Raw genomic sequence first — 17,170 nt, forward strand, 5'->3', positions numbered from 1 at the left:
AAGGAGGCCGCCATGCCCAAGCTCGAAGGTGAAGCCGAGACTGCCCGATTGGAAGCGCGCATCCCGGTCCAGATCTACGACCAGATGCAGCGCGCCGCCCGGCTGCGCGGCATGACCCTGACCGGTTACCTCATCGCCACCGCTGGCGAGGACGCAAGGCGTGTCGTCGAGGACGCCGACATCATGCGCCTTGCGCGCGAGGATCAAATCCGCTTCGCCGAGGCGCTGATCGATCCGCCCAAGCCGAACGCGCGGTTGGCCCGCGCAGCGAAGCGCCATGCCGAGCTGATCGAGCGCCGGTGAGCGTCCGCTTCGCCATTGGGCCGCCGGCGAAGGCGCACAGGCGGGCGGACTTCACCTGTGGCAACGACCGGATCGACAGTTATTTCCGCGAGACCGTCTGGCGGGACGTGAAGCGCAGATACGCCACCTGTTTCGTCGCGAGGGAGATCGCGACGGACCAGGTGGCGGGCTTCTACACCCTTTCCTCCAGCAACGTGCCGCTGACCGAGGTTCCCGAGCCGATCGCGAAGAAGCTGCCGCGCTACCCGACCGTCCCGGCGGTGCTGATCGGTTGGCTCGGGCGACACAGCGATTTCGCCGGGCAAGGGCTCGGAGAAGCCTTGCTGTTCGATGCGATCAAGACCGTCGCCACCGCGCCGATCGGCGCCCACGCCATCTTTGCCGACGCTATCGACGACCGGGCGGCGGCGTTCTATGCGGCCTTCGGCTTCACGCCCTTGGTCCGGCGCCCCCGCACGCTCTATCTGCCGGTCGCGACGGCGTTGAGCGTGATATCGCCATGACCCGCCAATGCCCGGTCGCGCTGGGCCCGCTTGCCGCCGCCGCGTGTAACAAACTGGGCAACGCCGCCGAGCTGACTGTGCCGTAAGTGGCTGATTTCGCTGTATCGCGGGATGATCGCCTTGGGATCAAATGGCGGAGAGGGTGGGATTCGAACCCACGGTGCCCTTGCAGACACAACGGTTTTCGAGACCGTCCTATTCAACCACTCTAGCACCTCTCCGCAGAGGCATGGCGGGCGGTCTGTAAAGACCCCCTCCGCGTGGCCGGCGCGGAACATAGTGGAGAGCGTTCCACCACGCAAGCGTCGATTGCGGGGTGGAATCCCCCGCTCCGCATTCCGCCGTTGACACGCCGACGCGCCTGACTATAGTGCCGCGTTCACGGACACGGGTGCTGGTTCGGCTGGCACCCGTGCTCGTTTTTGATCACCTGAGGACGGACCGCCAACGGGCCATCCTCCTAGTCGACGGCAGCTTGACCATGTTCGCAGTCATCCGCACCGGCGGGAAACAGTACCGGGTCGCCCAGGACCAGCTCATTACCGTCGAGCGCCTCGCCGGCGAGCCCGGCGCGTCCGTCACCCTCGACGAGGTGCTGATGCTCGGCGGCGAGGGGGCCATCCAGATCGGCACCCCCGTTCTGGCCGGTGCCTCGGTCACCGCCGAGGTGGTCGAGCAGACCCGCGGCCCGAAGATCATCATCTTCAAGAAGAAGCGCCGCCAGAACTACCGGCGGAAGAAGGGCCACCGCCAGGACCTGACGGTGCTCAAGATCACCGCCATCGCCGGCGCGTAAAGAGGAGATCGACAGATGGCACATAAGAAGGCCGGTGGTTCGTCGCGCAACGGCCGTGATTCGGCTGGTCAGCGCCTCGGCGTCAAGATTTTCGGCGGCCAGGCCGTCATTCCCGGCAACATCATCGTGCGGCAGCGCGGCACCAAGTTCCATCCCGGCGTCAATGTCGGCATGGGCAAGGACCACACCCTGTTCGCCCTGGTTCCCGGCAGCGTCCAGTTCAAGTCGGCCGGCGGCCGGATGACGGTGTCGATCGCCCAGGCGGAAGCCGCGGAGTAACGCCTCGCCCCTTCGGGGGCTCGCAGGCACGAGACTATGGTGAAGCGGGGGAATGGGCGACCATTCCCCCGTTTCCTATTTGATGCGACAAGAAGAGGGCCGGCCCCGGGGCCGGCGGCACGGGGCGATTCGGCCATGAAGTTCCTCGACGAAGCCAAGATCTTCCTGAAGAGCGGCGACGGCGGGAATGGCTGCGTCGCCTTCCGGCGCGAGAAGTTCATCGAGTTCGGCGGCCCCAGCGGCGGCGATGGCGGCCGCGGCGGCGACGTCTGGGTCGAGGCGGTGGACGGGCTGAACACCCTGATCGACTACCGCTACCAGCAGCATTTCAAGGCTGACCGCGGCCATCACGGCATGGGCTCCGACCGGTTCGGTGCCGCCGGGGACGATGCCGTGCTGCGCGTGCCGGTCGGCACCCAGGTGCTGGATGAGGACAAGGAGACGGTGCTGGCCGACCTGACCGAGGTCGGGCAGCGCCTGCGGCTGCTCAAGGGCGGCGACGGCGGCTTCGGCAACGCCCATTTCAAGACCTCGACCAACCGTGCCCCGCGCCGCTTCGATCCCGGCTGGCCGGGGGAGGAGCGCTGGGTCTGGCTGCGGCTGAAGCTGATCGCCGATGCCGGGCTGGTCGGGCTGCCCAATGCCGGCAAGTCGACCTTCCTGGCCGCCACCACCGCGGCCAAGCCGAAGATTGCCGACTATCCCTTCACCACGCTGCACCCGAATCTCGGCGTGGTCCGCAGCGACGACCACGAGTTCGTGCTGGCGGATATCCCCGGCCTGATCGAGGGCGCGCATGAGGGTGCCGGGCTGGGCGACCGCTTCCTCGGCCATGTCGAGCGCTGCAATGTGCTGTTGCACCTGGTCGACGGCACGAGCGAGGATGTGGCGGAGGCCTATCGCGTGGTCCGCGGCGAGCTCGCGGCCTATGGCGGCGGCCTGGCCGGCAAGCTGGAGATCGTCGGTCTGAACAAGACCGACGCGCTCGACAAGGAGACGATCGCGGCGCGGCTGAAGGCGCTGAAGGCCGCGGCCGGCCGCAAGGCCAAGGTCGTCGCCCTGTCCGGCGCCACCGGCGGCGGCGTGCAGGACGTGCTGCGCCTGCTCTGGGCCCGCATCGCCGAGAGCCGTCCGGCCCCGCTCGAGGAAGAGGCGGCGCCGGTCGACATCACGCCCTGGGCGGCGACCGACTCCGACTGAGCGGCCCGGTCGGGGGCGAACGGGAGAAGCCGATGGCCTTCGAGTCTCCGTCGCACCCGCTCGACGACGCGCAGGTGGAGCGGTTCATCGCGGACGGATTCGTTCGCATCGACGGGGCCTTTTCCCGCGACCTGGCCGAGCAGGCGCGCGCCATCCTGTGGCGGGACCTGCCCGGCGACCCGCAGGACCCGAAGTCCTGGACCCAGCCGGTCGTCCGGCTCGGCTGGTACGGGCAGGAGCCGTTCCGGCAGGCGGCGAACACGCCGGCCCTCCACGCCGCGCTCAACCGGCTGGTCGGCCCAGGCCGCTGGCAGCCGCGCGCCGATCTCGGCACCTTTCCGGTCCGCTTCCCGGCCCGGGCGGCGCCCAACGACGACGGCTGGCATGTCGATGTCAGCTTCCCCGGCGACAGCAGCGACCCGAACGAGCGGAGCGACTACTCGTCCTGGCGAGTGAATGTCAGCTCGCGCGGCCGGGCGCTGGTGATGCTGTTCCTGTTCTCCGACATCGGGCCGGACGACGCGCCGACGCGGCTCCGGGTCGGCTCGCATCTCGATATGGCACGGTTCCTCGAGCCGGCGGGGGAGGCGGGGCTGGCCACTCCGAAGGTCGACCGGGTCGGCGCCGGCCGGCCGGAGGCGCTGGCGACCGGCGAGGCCGGCACGGTCTATCTGTGCCACCCCTTCATGATCCACGCGGCGCAGCGGCATCGCGGGACGGAACCGCGCTTCCTGGCGCAGCCCTCGCTCGGCCTGGCCGAGCCCTATCGGCTGGAGCGGCCGGACGGCGCTTATTCCCCGGTCGAGACCGCGATCCGCCGGGCGCTCGGCCGGGGCTGAGGGCACCAACGAAGAGCGCTCCTGGTCCCGGATATCCCATTGATGTCATTGCCGGGCTTGACCCGGCAATCCAGAGAATGTCGAGACCCACTGGATGCCCGGGTCAAGCCCGGGCATGACATAAGTGATATGAAACTCCTGACCACCAGTGCGCTGGGTCGCTAGCGCCTCACATACACCCACGCCTCCAGGCCGGAGCGCAGCCGGACCAGGATCCGCTTGTAGTCCGACACCTCATAGGCATCGGCGGCGGTCAACTCGGCTGCGGTGATGTGGAACACCGTGCCCGCCACCTCGTCCGCGGCGTCGCCGGGCTCGACGATCGGATGGAAGCGCTTGCCGCTGGTGCGGATCACCTCGGGGTCGGTGATCTCGATCTCGCCGCGCCGCCAGCCCGGCATCGCGTCGGGCGTCCCCTCCAGCCGGCGGCCGAAGGATGACAGCTGGACATTCTCCTGCTGCAGCGTGCCGTAGGAGAACAGCAGGACGGTCGCGTCCTCGGTCATGAGGCATCCTTGGAATCGGGTGTCGCGCCGGATCATAGCCGCCGTGCCGCGGCGAGGGGAGGGCGGGTCGCGGAACGGCTTGGCTCGGGTGCGGTCGGAGGGCTAGGAAGAAGCCTCTCTTCCGTCCGCCGAATGCCCTCATGACCGCTTCCCTCGCCCAGGCCCGCCGCATCGTCGTCAAGGTCGGCTCCGCGCTACTGGTCGACCCGCGCACCGGGCAGCTGCGCCGCGCCTGGCTCGACGCTCTGGCCGACGACGTCGCCCGCTGCCGGGCGCGCGGGCAGGAGGTGGTGATCGTCTCCTCCGGCTCCATCGCGGCGGGGCGCGAGCATCTCGGCCTCAAGGGCCGGGCGCTGCGGCTGGAGGAGAAGCAGGCGGCGGCGGCCACCGGGCAGATCCGGCTGGCCCACGCCTATCAGGAGACGCTGGCCCGGCACGACATCACCGTGGCCCAGATCCTGCTGACCCTGCAGGACACCGAGGACCGCCGCCGCCACCTCAACGGCCGCGCCACGATCGAGACGCTGCTGCGGCTCGGCGCGGTGCCGGTGATCAACGAGAACGACACGGTGGCCACGGCCGAGATCCGCTTCGGCGACAATGATCGGCTGGCGGCGCGGGTGTCGCAGATGATCTCGGCCGACACGCTGGTGCTGCTGTCCGACATCGACGGGCTGTACACCGCCGACCCGAAGCGCGACCCCTCGGCGACGCTGATCCCGGAGGTCGGCGAGCTGACGCCGGAGATCGAGGCGATGGCCGGCGAGGCGCTGCCCGGCTATTCCTCCGGCGGCATGGTGACCAAGCTGGTCGCCGCCCGCATCGCCATGGGCGCCGGCTGCCGCATGGTCATCGCCATGGGCAAGGAGGCGGCGCCGCTGCAACGGATCGAATCCGGCGCGCCCTGCACCTGGTTCGTGCCGGGGGCGGAGCCGCGCACCGCCCGCAAGCGCTGGATCGCCGGCTCGCTGAAGCCGGTCGGGTCGGTGGTGATCGACGCCGGCGCGGCCAGGGCGCTGGCCGATGGCCGCAGCCTTCTGCCGGCCGGGGTCACCGCGGTCGAGGGCAGCTTCCGCCGCGGCGACCCGATCGCGGTCAAGGATAGCGACGGCCGGGTGCTGGCCCGCGGCCTCTCGGCCTATGATTCCGACGACGCCGACCGCATCCGCGGCCACAAGAGCCGCGAGATCGAGGCCATCCTCGGCTATCGCGGCCGGGACGAGATGATCCACCGCGACGACCTGGTGCTGGGGTGAGGGATGATCCTCTCCGCCGCTTCGTGCCGCGGCGGGGCGCCGATCCGCGCGAGACCGTGCTGATGTCGGACGAGGAACGATCCGTCGCCGAATTCCTGAAGGGGACTCAGCTCGGCTGGCCGGCCTCGCGGTATTGGATCCTAGCACTCGCCGGTGCCGGCGCCGGGGTGTTGCTGCCTCTGATCGCCATCGCGACGGTCGCGATCCTGCGGCCCGGCGTCGACGCCCTTGCCTTCTTACGTCGGATGTGGACTGGGCTGGTCGGTCTTGGCGCCATAGTGGCGGTCGTCCTTGTGGGCGCCGAGATGCTCGGAGTGCGGTTCGATCGGCGAAAGGCCTATTGGAACCGGCTGCCGTCCGAGGGGCGTGTGGCGCTGGAGCGGATGGCGCTCCAGGGGGCGGTGGCGTTCTGGGTGCATCCGATAGCCGATGTAGCAGTGGGCACGCCACGGTATGTATTGAATTGGTGGTCCACAATGGCGCCGAGGGCGCAGATCGTGCTGGCACGTACGGAGCGAAGCTGGTGGATCCACGCCGACCGCGTGCCCCCGGAATGGGATGGGCGTCCAGCACTGTGGCGGACGTTGGCGCGCAACATCGCCATTGTCTATGCGCCGCGGACCGAGATCAAACTGGGTATCCGCGTCGCGGGACCGGAGATCCCGGTGGTGGCGACGTCTGAGGAACTGACCGAAGACGAGCTCGATATGCTGCAGCGGGCAACAGGAGTCGAGGCGGGGGAACTGCCCTCCGGTCACGTCCACGAGCCCGATGCCGTGCGGGCGGTCGACACCTTGGTCCGCACCCGGCTGGGCGCAGCGGCCGGCGTCATTCCGGGGCTATCGGCCTGACCTACGCGTCCTTCCCCAGATGGTCGCGATACCGCTTCCGCAACTCGCTTTTCAGCAGCTTGCCGGTGGCGGTATGCGGCAGCTCGTCGACGAAGACCACGTCGTCCGGGCGCCACCATTTCGCGACCTTGCCGTCGAACCAGGCCAGGATTTCGTCCCGGGTCGGGGCGGCGCCTTCGGCCGGCACGGCGATCAGCACCGGCCGCTCGTCCCATTTCGGGTGGCGGGCGCCGATCACCGCGGCCTCGCGCAGCTTGGGGTGGCCGACGGCGATGTTCTCCAGCGCGATCGAGCTGATCCATTCGCCGCCGGACTTGATCACGTCCTTGGCCCGATCGACGATCTCGACAAAGCCGCTGCCGTCGACGGTGGCGACGTCGCCGGTGCGGAACCAGCCGTCCGGGGTGAAGGCGGGGTCGTCGTCGCGGCCGAAATAGGCGGCGGCGACCCAGGGGCCGCGCACCAGGATCTCGCCGAAGGCGACGCCGTCCGCCGGCACGTCGTTTCCCTCGGCATCGGCGATGCGCAGCCGGATCCCCGGGATCGGCCGGCCCTGCTTGCGCTTCAAGGCGCGCTGCTCCGTCTCGTCCCGGTCCAGTGTCTCCGGCTTCGGCGCGTTGAACAGGCCGATCGGGCTGGTCTCGGTCATGCCCCAGGCATGGCCGATCTCGACGCCGTAGTCGCGTTCGAACGCCTCGATCATCGGCAACGGGCAGGCCGAGCCGCCGATCACCAGCCGCGGCGGGCGGGCGAAGCGGCCGCCGCTCTCGCGCAGATGGGCCAACAGGCCGAGCCAGATCGTCGGCACGCCGGCCGAGAAGGTCACGCCGGTCGCTTCGATCAGCCGGAACAGCGAGGCGCCGTCCAGCCGCGGACCGGGCAGCACCAGCGATGCCCCGGCCAGCAGGGCGACGAAGGGGATGCCCCAGGCGTTGACGTGGAACATCGGCACCACCGGCATGGCGGTGTCGGTGGCGCGCAGCCCGAACACGTCCGGCTGGTTGGCGGCATAGGCGTGCAGCAGGGTCGAGCGGTGCGAGGACAGCACGCCCTTCGGCTCGCCGGTGGTGCCGGAGGAGTAGCAGAGGAAGGCGGCCGTATTCTCGTCCAGCACCGGCCAGTCGAAGGTCTCGGCATGGCCGGCGATCAGCGCCTCGTAATCCAGGATCTCGAAGCGGGCGGCCAGGGCGGGCGCTATCGGCTCGGCCGGCGGCTCCAGCAGCACCAGGGTCTTCAGGGCCGCTGGCAGCCGGTCGCCGATCCCGGCCAGGATGGGCAGGGCCATCGGGTCCAGGAACAGGTGGGTGTCGCCGGCATCGGCCAGGATGTAGGCGATCTGGTCCGGGAACAGCCGCGGATTGACCGTGTGGCACACCGCGCCGATGCCGCTGACGCCGTAATAGAGCTCGAGGTGGCGATGGTCGTTCCAGGCCAGCGTCGCCAGCCGCTCGCCCTGGGCCACGCCGCGTGCGGCCAGGGCATGGGCCAGCCGGGCGGTGCGGGCGGCGATCTCGGGGTAGGAGTGGGTGACGGTRCTGCCGTCGCGGCGCTGGGTGACGACCCGCGAGCCCCGGTGCAGCCGCGCCGCCTGGTCGAGCAGCGATCCGATCTGCAAGGGTTCGTGCTGCATCCGGCCGAGCATCGAATCCTCCCCCGTCATTCTTTCACGAGAGGATAAGGGGAAAGCCAGCCGGAGCCACAGGGAAAACCGGGGGAAAGCCGCCACTTGACATGTCTATACAGGTGCGGACACCGTTGCCGAAACCGTGGCGGCACGGACCGCGCGGTTGTCTCCGGGGAGGGCGAAGTCTAAGAACCGCAAGAGCCGCGCGGCGCTCGACGCCCTGCGGTCGACAAAGAACAGGGATGTGGAGGCATATGATGCGGGTTCTGGGAGCGTTCGTTGCCGGCCTGATGGCCGTGGGGACCTTGGCCGCCGCGCCGCAAGGGCATGCGGCCGATCTGCTGGCTCAGGTGAAGTCGTCCGGCGAGCTGGTGATCGGCACCGAGATGCAGTTCGCGCCGTTCGATTTCTCCGAGGATGGCGAGCACAAGGGGCTGAACGTCGAGGTCTTCGACGAGATCGGCAAGGAACTCGGGGTCAAGATCAGCTTCGTCGACCTGCCCTGGGACAGCGTCCTGCCTGGGCTCGAGGCCGGCAAGTTCCAGATCGTCGCCGGGCCGGTGACGATCACCAAGGCGCGGATGGAGCGCTACCGCTTCACCTCGCCGATCGCCGACGCCTCGGTCGCGCTGCTGAAGCGGGCCGGCGACACCTCCGTCTCGAAGCCCGAGGAGATTGCTGGCAAGGTGGTCGGCGCCGGCAAGGCCTCGTCGCAGCTCGAGCAGCTCAAGGCCTATGTGGCGACCCTGCCGGGCAAGGCCGAGGTCCGCGAATATGTCGACAACAACCAGGCCTATGCCGATCTCGCGGCCGGCCGGATCGTCGCCGTCGGCAACTCGCTGCCGAACATCGCCTATGTCGCGCAGCAGCGGTCGGAGACCTTCGAGGTCGTCATGCCGCCGTTCGGCAAGAAGGTCTATTTCGGCTATCTCGGCCGCAAGGACGCCGACAGCGCGCCGCTGCTCGACGCGATCGACGCCGCCCTCGCCAAGATGAAGGCCGATGGCCGCCTCGCCGCGATCCAGAAGAAGTGGTTCGGGGTCGAGATGGACGTGCCCGCCCAGGTGACCGACCCGAACGTCTGAGACCGGTTGCCTGAGAGGGTCCGGTGTTCAGCACGGCCGTCATCCTGAAGAGCCTGCCGCTGCTGCTGAAGGGCGCGGGCACGACCCTCTGGGTCTCGGCCGTGTCGCTCGGGCTCGGCTTCCTGCTCGCGGTCGGCATCTGCCTGCTGCGGCTGTCGCACCGGGCCGGGCCGCGCCGGGCCGGCACGCTGTATGTCAGCTTCTTCCGCGGCGTGCCGCTGCTGGTGCAACTGCTGCTGGTGTTCTACCTGCTGCCCTTCATCGGCATCGACGTGCCGCCGCTGGTCGCGGCGATCGCGGCGCTGGCGCTGTGTACCGCGGCCTATATGGCGGAGATCCTGCGCGGCGGCTTCCTCGGCGTGCCCGGGGGGCAGCTGGAGGCGGCGCGGCTGCTCGGCTTCCGTCCGACCCAGGTGCTGTGGCGCATCCGGGTGCCGCTGGCGCTGCGCCTGACCATGCCGGCGCTGGTCAATGAGTGCACCATGATCCTGAAGGCGTCGTCGCTGATCTCCGTGGTCGGGGTGGCGGAGCTGACCCGGGTCAGCCAGAACATCGTCGCCACCAGCTACCGGCCGCTCGAGATCTACCTCGCCGGCGGCGTGCTGTACCTGGTGCTGTGCCTCGCCCTGTCCGGCCTCGGCCTGTGGCTGCAGCGGCGGCTGGGGGCCGGGCGATGAGCTTCGATCCCGCCGTCATCCTGGACCGCTGGCCCGAGGTGCTGTCCGGCCTCGGCGTCACCCTCGGCACCTGGATCGTGGGCGTCGTCATCGGCCTTGTCCTCGGCTTCATCCTGGCGCTGATGCAGCGCGGCCTCGGCCGGGTGGTCCGCGCCGCGGTGCGGGTGGTGATCGAAATCGTCCGCGGCACGCCCTTCCTGGTGCAGCTCTTCATCCTCTATTACGGCGGCCCCGGCTTCGGCCTCGTGCTCGATCCGATCGGGGCCGGGCTGCTCGGCCTCGGCCTCTATGCCGGCGCTTATTTCGCCGAGATCTTCCGGGCCGGCTTTGAATCCGTGCCGAAGGGCCAGGTCGAGGCCGCCGCCTGCCTCGGCATGGGCCGCGCCACTATCCTGATGCGGATCGTGCTGCCGCAGATGCTGGTGGTGATCCTGCCGGCGCTGGTCAACATGGTCATCCTGCTCAGCAAGGAGACTGCGATTCTGTCGATCGTCACCATTCCCGAGCTGACCTTCGTCATCCGCGGCATCGGCGCCGAGACCTTCGCCTTCGTCGAGACGACGCTGGCCCTGGCGCTGATCTATTGGGGCCTGGTCGAGGTCGCCGCCGGCTTCGGCCGCTGGGCCGAGCGCCGGGTCGGCCGCTTCCTGGTGCCGGCGTCATGACCCAGCGGGCCCTGATCCAGCTCAGCGGCGTCACCAAGCAGTTCGGCGCGACCCGGGTGCTCAAGGGCGTCGATCTCGAGATCGACCAGTCCGAGGTCGTCTGCATCGTCGGCCCCWCCGGCTCGGGCAAGAGCACGCTGCTGCGCTGCATGGTCTTCCTCGAGGAGCACGATGCCGGCGAGATCCGCATCGACGGTGAGCCGATCGGCTTCGTCACCGGCAAGGATGGAAAGCGCCGGCGCATGGGCGAGGCCGGGATCCGCAAGGCGCGGCGCAATGTCGGCATGGTGTTCCAGCAGTTCAACCTGTGGCCGCACATGACCGCGCTCGGCAATGTCGCCGAGGCGCTGGTCCGGGTCCGCCGGCTGCCGCGGGCCGAGGCGCAGCGCAAGGCCCAGGCCGCGCTCGACCGGGTCGGGCTGGCCGGCAAGGGCGGCTCCTACCCGTCGCAGCTGTCCGGCGGCCAGCAGCAGCGCGTGGCGATCGCCCGGGCGCTGGCGATGGAGCCGGAGATCATGCTGTTCGACGAGCCGACCTCCTCGCTCGACCCGGAGCTGGTCGGCGAGGTGCTGGAAGTGATGCGCGCCCTGGCCCGCGACGGCATGACCATGGTGGTGGTCACGCATGAGATGGGCTTCGCCGCCCAGGTCGCGACCTCCGTCGTGTTCGTCGACGAGGGGCGGATCCTGGCCAAGGGGCCGCCGCGGCAGATCTTCCTCGAGGACGGGCATCCCCGGATCCGCCAGTTCCTGGACAATTACCGGCGGCGCAACGCCTTCTGGCAGGATGCGCCGGCCGAAACCGAAGCAGTGGGAGGATGAGATGAGCGAGACGCTGGGCCTTCCGATCGTCGACTTCGCACCCGTGGTCGCCGGCGACCCGGCGGGCACTGCAGAGGCGGCGCAGCAGATCCACGCCGCCTGCACGCAAGTCGGCTTCTTCTACATCCGCAACCACGGCGTGAAGCAGGACGTGATCGACGCGGCGGTCGCCACCATGCGGCGCTTCTTCGACCTGCCGGTCGAGACCAAGCGCCAGGTCAAGGTCAACCAGCGCCACCGCGGCTTCCACGAGATCGGCGGGGCGCTGATGTACGGGGCGAAGAAGCCCGACTACAAGGAGTTCTTCTCGACCGGGCTGGAGCTGCCTGAGGACGACCCCGACGTGCTGGCCGGCCAGGCGCTGCGCGGGCCGAACAACTGGCCGTCCTTCATGCCGGAGGTGCAGCGCGACTTCTACCGCTACTACGAGGCGATCGGGGTCTGCGGCGCCCATCTGCTGCGGGCGGTGGCCCTCAGCCTCGGCATCGCCCCGGACTTCTTCGCCGAGCGCTACACCAAGCGCATGCAGCGCACCCAGGCGGTGTTCTACCCGCCGCAGCCGGCCGATCTGGGCGCCGAGCAGTTCGGCGTCGCGCCGCACACCGACTATGGCTGCATCACCCTGCTGTGGCAGGACCAGACCGGGGGGCTCGAGGTCCAGCGCAAGGACGGGCAGTGGATCGACGCCGTGCCGGTCGACGGAACTTTCGTGATCAATGTCGGCGACCTGCTGGCCCGCTGGTCGAACGACCGCTTCGCCTCGACCCCGCACCGGGTGGTGAACCGCAGCGGCCGCAAGCGCCTGTCGATCGCCACCTTCTACGACCCGACCTACACCGCCTCGGTCGACCCGCTGGACCTGAACCTGGGGCCGGGAGAGGAACCGCACTATCCGCCGGTCTCCGCCGGCGACTACATCGTCGGCCGGATCAACGATTCCTTCAAATACCGGCAAAAGTCTTGATGTCCGACATTACGCTCTGGACCGAATTGCTGTGACAGACTCATGGTGATCGTGCTTGAATCACAGAATTGCGGTGCATGAATTGAGTGGCGTCCGGATGTGATCGGGGGGCCGTGATCGGCCGAACGCCAGAGCAGCGATAATCCGCTACCACCAACGAGTGGGGTAAGCGTCATGGGGGCGAGAGCGTTTCGGATCGTTCTGGTGAAGCCGTCGCATTACGACGACGACGGCTATGTCATCCAATGGCGGCGCTCGACCATCCCGTCCAACAGCCTCGCCAGCGTGCACGGATTGCTGACGGAGTGCGCCGCGGAGCGGGTGCTCGGGCCGGATGTCGACATCGCCATCGAGGCTTATGACGAGTGCAACACCGTCGTCGATGTCGCCGCGATCACGCGCCGCATCCAGGAGGCGGGGGCCGGTTTCGTGGCGCTGGTCGGGGTGCAGTCGAACCAGTACCCGCGCGCGCTCGATCTCGCGCGCCGGTTCCGCGCGTCCGGCCTGACGGTGGTGATCGGCGGCTTCCATGTCAGCGGCTGCATCTCGATGCTGCCGGAGCTGCCGCCCGACCTGCAGGAGGCGCTCGACCTCGGCATCAGCCTGTATGCGGGCGAGGGCGAGGGTCGCCTCGGCGCCCTGCTGCAGGACATCGCTGCCGGTCAGCTCAAGCCGATCTACAACTATCTCTCCGACATGCCCGAGATGGCGGCGGCGACGCTGCCGATCCTGCCGCGCGACGTGGTGCAGCGGATCGCCGGCCACTACACCAGCTTCGATGCGGGGCGCGGCTGCCCGTTCCAATGCTCGTTCTGCACCATCATCAACGTACAGGGGCGGAAGTCGCGCTACCGCACCGCGGACGACGTCGAGGCGATCGTGCGCGCCAATCAGGCGCAGGGCGTCACGCGCTTCTTCGTCACCGACGACAATTTCGCCCGTAATCGCAACTGGGAGCCGATCCTCGACCGGCTGATCGAGCTGCGCGAGCAGCACCGTTTCAGAATCCGCCTGGTGCTGCAGGTCGACACGCTGTGCCACCGCATCCCGGGCTTCATCGAGAAGGCGGCGCGCGCCGGCTGCAACGCCGTCTTCATCGGGCTCGAGAACATCAACCCGGAATCGCTGCTCAACACCAAGAAGCGCCAGAACAAGATCTGGGAATACCGTGAGATGCTGCAGGCCTGGCGCAACCAGAAGGTGATGACCTGGGCCGGCTATATCCTGGGCTTCCCGACCGACACGCCGCAGAGCATCGCCCGCGACATCGAGATCATCAAGCGCGAGCTGCCGATCGACATCCTCGAATTCTTCTGCCTGACGCCGCTGCCCGGGTCGGAGGACCACAAGAACCTGTATCTCAAGCAGGTGCCGATGGACCCGGACATGAACAAATACGACCTCGAGCATGTCTGTACCGGCCATGCGATGATGTCGAAGGAGGAGTGGAACGGCGTCTACCGTGATGCCTGGGCCCGCTATTACACCGACGACCACGTCGAGACGGTGCTGCGGCGGGCCGCGGTCAGCGGCCTCAGCCTCAAGAAGATCGCCGACATCCTCACCGTGTTCTCCGGCGCGTCGCGGATCGAGGGCGTGCATCCGCTCCAGTTCGGCTATGCCCGCCGCAAGCTGCGGACCCAGCGGCGGCATGGCCTGCCGATCGAGAACCCGCTGATCTTCTATCCCCGCCGCGCCGTCGAGTTCGTCAAGGTGGCCGCGCAGTGGCTCACCCTGCTCCGGCGCTATCGCGTCATCATGAAGCGGGTGCAGGCCGATCCGGCGGCTTCGGCTTACACGGACGAGGCGCTGCGGCCGCTCGCGACCGACCATGCGGTGGATGATTTCGTCAAAGTCTTCGCCGACAAGATCCCCCACACCCACGGCGCCCCGGTGCTGCAGGCGGGTGTGGGAGGCTGATCCTCCGGCTGCCGCAGCCGCGGTAGTTCGGGAAGGCCTTATGCCAGCGAGCCCATAAAAGACCGTCATTGCGAGCGCAGCGAAGCAATCCAGGGGCCGTTACGTGCGGCCCCTGGATTGCTTCGTCGGCTTCGCCGCCTCGCAATGACGGGTCTTTACGGAGAAGGAAGAACCTGATCCGATCTCGCCGGGATCAGACCCGCACAGCCACGTATTCCCGGTCGACCGAGGAGTCGTGCACGCGGGGATCGAAGCCGTAGATGTGCAGCGAGATCGCGATCGTGCCGCTGTCATTGACCATCTGATGGATGTTGGGCTGGGCCGTCGCCAGGGACACGATGTCGCCCGCCCGATGCACGGTCTCCCAGGTCTTCGCCACCCGCACCTCGTCCAAAGCCCGGAAGCGGAATTCGGTCAGGCGGCCGCTCACGATGCCGAAGGCGCAGGAGCAGTGGTGATCATGGATCGCCGTCCGGGCGCCGCGGTCCCACACGATGGCCCAGACGCTCGACGCGGCATCGCCCCAGAGCAGGGTGCGGGCGTATGTGCCAGGCTTGTGCTCCAGGTCGAGATTGCGGACGAGCTCGGGATGGGCCGTGACATGCTCCAGCACCGCCTGCGGCGATCCGCCGAACTCCGGCAGGGTCTTCAGCATCGTGCCTCTCCACCCGGCGGTGGACCGGAAGGCTTCTGCTGCAACGGCGTGGTTCATGGTCCGGCCTGCCTCTCCAAACATGGGAACAGCGTATGCCGGACCGGCGGGAAGCAGCTTGCGTTGTTGCCGGAGATCGTCCGGTCGATGGAAATGGATTTTCCTGTTTCGCCGTTCTGGTAGAAACTGATTCCATGATCGGCTTTCGGGGCGATGCCGCCCGCGCGCCGCGCAGGAAGGAGCCCGTGCCATGGCCTCGTCGTCCTCGCTCAAGCTCGACGAGATCGACCTCAGGATCCTGAAGGCGCTGCAGGCGGATGCGACGATCGCGCTGGCCGATCTCGCGGCCAAGGCCGGCATCTCCGCCACGCCGTGCTGGCGCCGGGTGCAGAAGCTGGAGCAGGCGGGCATCGTCCGCAAGCGCGTGGCGCTGCTCGACAAGGCGGCCCTCAATGTCGGCGTGACGGTGTTCATCGCCGTGCGGACGAACCAGCACACGGTCGAATGGCTYGAGCGTTTCAGCGGCGCCGTGCGCGACCTGCCGGAGATCRTCGACGTCTATCGCATGAGCGGCGAAATCGACTACCTGCTCAAGGCCTATGTCGCCGATATCGGCAGCTATGACGCGCTGTACCGGAAGATCATCGCGCGCATCGAGCTGGCCGACGTCACCTCCATGTTCGCGATGGAGGAGATCAAGTCGACGACCGAGATCCCGTTGACCTTCGTCGCGACCTGAGTCCGGCCGGCATCCATGCAAAAACAAGCCGCGGGGGACCGCGGCTTGGTTAAGGTCGTTAGGAAGCGGAAGGGTGCAGAAGGTACTGCACGGAGGACTATACCATAAATTCAGCAAGTGTGGAGTGTTTTTCTAAAGGATCGGCGCGAGGTGTTTGATTGCACACAGAAATTGCCAGACAATTGGGCTTGTATTTCGCCATCAATACTATAGAGGCTGAAGTTGATCTTGTGACGTGAGTTTTGTTTCTAGAGCCCTGATTCGGAACGAATTTGCGGGGCTGACTTTGGCACCGGCACGGTCAGGGTGGTGCGGGTGCCGCCGTTCCGGTCGATGGTCAGGATGCCATCAAGGCGGCGGACCATGGCCTCGACCAGGGTCATGCCGAAGCCGCGCCGGCTGCCGTCGTCGGGCCGGCCGTCATCGACGATGGTCAGGGTCAGGCTGTCGTCGTCGGTGCGCTGCAGCGACACGGCGATATGCCCGCCGCGGCCGTCGCGGAAGCCGTGCTTCAGGCTGTTGGTCACCAGCTCGTTGACGATCAGGCCGAGATGGATGGCATTGTCCAGCGGGATCTGCTGGTGCGGCGCCTCGACCGTCAGCGCCACCGGGCCGGTGCCGGCGGCGAAGGCGGATTGCAGATGGGCGCACAGATCCTGGACATAGCCGCCGGCGTCGATGTGCGACAGGTCGTCGGAATGGTACAGCTTCTGATGCACCAGGCTCAGCGACTGGATGCGGTGGCCGACCACTGCCAGCTCCTCCCGCACTGCCGGCTCGGTGGCGCGCGAGGCCTGCAGGTTGAGCAGGCTGGAGATGATCTGCAGGTTGTTGTTGACGCGGTGATGCAYCTCCCGCATCAGCACGTCCTTCTCCTCCAGGCTGGCACGCAGCGCCCGCTCGACTTCGCGCAGCTGGGCGTTGGCGGCGATCAGCTGCTCCTCGCGCTGGCGCAGCTCGGTCAGACTGGCGATCTGTTCCACGGTCTGGCGGTGCACCTCCTCGAAGGGATCAACGCCGGTTTCGTCCGCCAGTGCCGCCATGGTCCGATGCGCCAGCGCGGTCGGGTCGCGGCCGGCGCTGGCCGGCAGCTCCTTGCGCATCACCAGCCGGACCACGCCGCGGGCGTGGCGCAGCTCGACCGAATCCATCAGCGCCCGCACCGCCGCGGTGTCCAGGCGCGGCCGCTGCGGCTGCCCCTGGCCCAGCGGTCGGCGCGGCGCGGCCAGCACGATCTCCAGCGCCATCGGCGGGCCGGCGGTGACCAGCAGCGACAGGTTGGCCTGCTCGAAGCGCGCCAGGAAGCTGCGGGTCATGGCCGAGGCGGCGGCGACGATGCGCACCCGGTCGCGGCCGTCGAAGCCTAGTTCGGTCGCCACCAGCCGGACACGCTGCCGGGCCGCGATCACGTCGCGCTCCTCGCGGGTGTCGATGGCGGTGATCAGGGCGGTGGTCATGGCGCCGCCGCTCGACCCGGTCGCCATCCGGCG

At 68.4% G+C, this 17,170-nt stretch carries 19 protein-coding genes and 1 tRNA gene; 15 read left to right on the forward strand and 5 right to left on the reverse strand.

What is annotated here, in order from left to right:
* The first annotated feature begins 12 nt into the window (after positions 1 to 12).
* Complete coding sequence (locus AB4Z01_RS12965) at positions 13 to 303, forward strand: type II toxin-antitoxin system TacA family antitoxin (protein ID WP_441694205.1); 291 nt, start codon at positions 13 to 15, stop codon at positions 301 to 303.
* The gene (locus AB4Z01_RS12970) at positions 300 to 806 is read left to right on the forward strand and encodes a GNAT family N-acetyltransferase (protein ID WP_441694207.1); all 507 of its coding nucleotides are present in this window, start codon (positions 300 to 302) and stop codon (positions 804 to 806) included. The genes AB4Z01_RS12965 and AB4Z01_RS12970 overlap by 4 nt, the downstream gene beginning before the upstream one ends.
* 131 nt (positions 807 to 937) lie before the next feature.
* On the opposite strand, the gene AB4Z01_RS12975 is transcribed toward AB4Z01_RS12970, so the two are convergent.
* A tRNA-Ser gene (locus AB4Z01_RS12975) sits at positions 938 to 1,027 on the reverse strand.
* A 260-nt stretch (positions 1,028 to 1,287) separates the two neighbouring features.
* Here AB4Z01_RS12975 and rplU point away from each other — a divergent pair.
* The 4 genes from rplU (at position 1,288) to AB4Z01_RS12995 (ending at position 3,920) form a co-directional block, all read left to right on the forward strand.
* Positions 1,288 to 1,602 carry a 50S ribosomal protein L21 gene (gene rplU, locus AB4Z01_RS12980; RefSeq protein ID WP_395681932.1) on the forward strand — a complete coding sequence of 105 codons (315 nt, stop codon included), beginning with the start codon at positions 1,288 to 1,290 and terminating at the stop codon, positions 1,600 to 1,602.
* A gap of 15 nt (positions 1,603 to 1,617) precedes the next feature.
* The gene (rpmA, locus tag AB4Z01_RS12985) at positions 1,618 to 1,881 is read left to right on the forward strand and encodes a 50S ribosomal protein L27 (protein WP_429228069.1); all 264 of its coding nucleotides are present in this window, start codon (positions 1,618 to 1,620) and stop codon (positions 1,879 to 1,881) included.
* A 135-nt stretch (positions 1,882 to 2,016) separates the two neighbouring features.
* The gene (obgE, locus tag AB4Z01_RS12990) at positions 2,017 to 3,081 is read left to right on the forward strand and encodes a GTPase ObgE (RefSeq protein WP_441694210.1); all 1,065 of its coding nucleotides are present in this window, start codon (positions 2,017 to 2,019) and stop codon (positions 3,079 to 3,081) included.
* A 32-nt stretch (positions 3,082 to 3,113) separates the two neighbouring features.
* Entirely contained in the window at positions 3,114 to 3,920 is an 807-nt protein-coding gene (locus tag AB4Z01_RS12995) for a hypothetical protein (RefSeq protein ID WP_441694212.1), read from the forward strand.
* A gap of 161 nt (positions 3,921 to 4,081) precedes the next feature.
* On the opposite strand, the gene AB4Z01_RS13000 is transcribed toward AB4Z01_RS12995, so the two are convergent.
* A complete protein-coding gene (locus tag AB4Z01_RS13000) occupies positions 4,082 to 4,426 on the reverse strand; it encodes a gamma-glutamylcyclotransferase family protein (protein ID WP_441694213.1) in 345 nt (114 codons plus the stop codon).
* 140 nt (positions 4,427 to 4,566) lie between these two features.
* On the opposite strand from AB4Z01_RS13000, the gene proB reads away from it, so the two are divergent.
* Together proB and AB4Z01_RS13010 are read left to right on the forward strand one after the other, a co-directional pair.
* Positions 4,567 to 5,682: a glutamate 5-kinase gene (gene proB / locus AB4Z01_RS13005; RefSeq protein ID WP_441694214.1), complete on the forward strand. Its 1,116-nt coding sequence runs from the start codon at positions 4,567 to 4,569 to the stop codon at positions 5,680 to 5,682.
* Between the two features lie 62 nt (positions 5,683 to 5,744).
* Positions 5,745 to 6,533 carry a hypothetical protein gene (locus AB4Z01_RS13010; protein ID WP_441694216.1) on the forward strand — a complete coding sequence of 263 codons (789 nt, stop codon included), beginning with the start codon at positions 5,745 to 5,747 and terminating at the stop codon, positions 6,531 to 6,533.
* Position 6,534: 1 nt separating this feature from the next.
* Here the strand turns inward: AB4Z01_RS13010 and AB4Z01_RS13015 are convergent, their stop codons facing one another.
* Complete coding sequence (locus AB4Z01_RS13015) at positions 6,535 to 8,175, reverse strand: long-chain-fatty-acid--CoA ligase (protein WP_441694218.1); 1,641 nt, start codon at positions 8,173 to 8,175, stop codon at positions 6,535 to 6,537.
* Positions 8,176 to 8,414: 239 nt separating this feature from the next.
* On the opposite strand from AB4Z01_RS13015, the gene AB4Z01_RS13020 reads away from it, so the two are divergent.
* The 6 genes from AB4Z01_RS13020 (at position 8,415) to AB4Z01_RS13045 (ending at position 14,289) form a co-directional block, all read left to right on the forward strand.
* Positions 8,415 to 9,242 (forward strand): transporter substrate-binding domain-containing protein, encoded by an 828-nt coding sequence (locus tag AB4Z01_RS13020; protein WP_441694219.1) that lies wholly within the window; start codon positions 8,415 to 8,417, stop codon positions 9,240 to 9,242.
* 23 nt (positions 9,243 to 9,265) lie between these two features.
* Complete coding sequence (locus AB4Z01_RS13025) at positions 9,266 to 9,919, forward strand: amino acid ABC transporter permease (RefSeq protein WP_441694220.1); 654 nt, start codon at positions 9,266 to 9,268, stop codon at positions 9,917 to 9,919.
* The gene (locus AB4Z01_RS13030) at positions 9,916 to 10,584 is read left to right on the forward strand and encodes an amino acid ABC transporter permease (RefSeq protein WP_441694222.1); all 669 of its coding nucleotides are present in this window, start codon (positions 9,916 to 9,918) and stop codon (positions 10,582 to 10,584) included. The genes AB4Z01_RS13025 and AB4Z01_RS13030 overlap by 4 nt, the downstream gene beginning before the upstream one ends.
* Complete coding sequence (locus AB4Z01_RS13035; RefSeq protein ID WP_441694224.1) at positions 10,581 to 11,405, forward strand: amino acid ABC transporter ATP-binding protein; 825 nt, start codon at positions 10,581 to 10,583, stop codon at positions 11,403 to 11,405. Before AB4Z01_RS13030 ends, AB4Z01_RS13035 begins: the two co-directional genes overlap by 4 nt.
* 1 nt (position 11,406) lies before the next feature.
* Positions 11,407 to 12,369: an isopenicillin N synthase family dioxygenase gene (locus AB4Z01_RS13040; RefSeq protein WP_441694226.1), complete on the forward strand. Its 963-nt coding sequence runs from the start codon at positions 11,407 to 11,409 to the stop codon at positions 12,367 to 12,369.
* A gap of 204 nt (positions 12,370 to 12,573) precedes the next feature.
* Positions 12,574 to 14,289, forward strand: a complete 1,716-nt coding sequence (locus AB4Z01_RS13045) for a B12-binding domain-containing radical SAM protein (RefSeq protein ID WP_441694228.1) — start codon at positions 12,574 to 12,576, stop codon at positions 14,287 to 14,289.
* A gap of 193 nt (positions 14,290 to 14,482) precedes the next feature.
* Here AB4Z01_RS13045 and AB4Z01_RS13050 read toward each other — a convergent pair whose 3' ends face one another.
* A complete protein-coding gene (locus AB4Z01_RS13050) occupies positions 14,483 to 14,944 on the reverse strand; it encodes a cysteine dioxygenase (protein ID WP_441694229.1) in 462 nt (153 codons plus the stop codon).
* Between the two features lie 247 nt (positions 14,945 to 15,191).
* On the opposite strand from AB4Z01_RS13050, the gene AB4Z01_RS13055 reads away from it, so the two are divergent.
* Positions 15,192 to 15,680: an Lrp/AsnC family transcriptional regulator gene (locus tag AB4Z01_RS13055; protein ID WP_441694231.1), complete on the forward strand. Its 489-nt coding sequence runs from the start codon at positions 15,192 to 15,194 to the stop codon at positions 15,678 to 15,680.
* 248 nt (positions 15,681 to 15,928) lie between these two features.
* On the opposite strand, the gene AB4Z01_RS13060 is transcribed toward AB4Z01_RS13055, so the two are convergent.
* A complete protein-coding gene (locus AB4Z01_RS13060; protein WP_441694232.1) occupies positions 15,929 to 17,137 on the reverse strand; it encodes a sensor histidine kinase in 1,209 nt (402 codons plus the stop codon).
* Between the last annotated feature and the right edge of the window lie 33 nt (positions 17,138 to 17,170).

The sequence above is a fragment of the Inquilinus sp. YAF38 genome (assembly GCF_052113205.1).
Classification (GTDB): domain Bacteria; phylum Pseudomonadota; class Alphaproteobacteria; order DSM-16000; family Inquilinaceae; genus Inquilinus.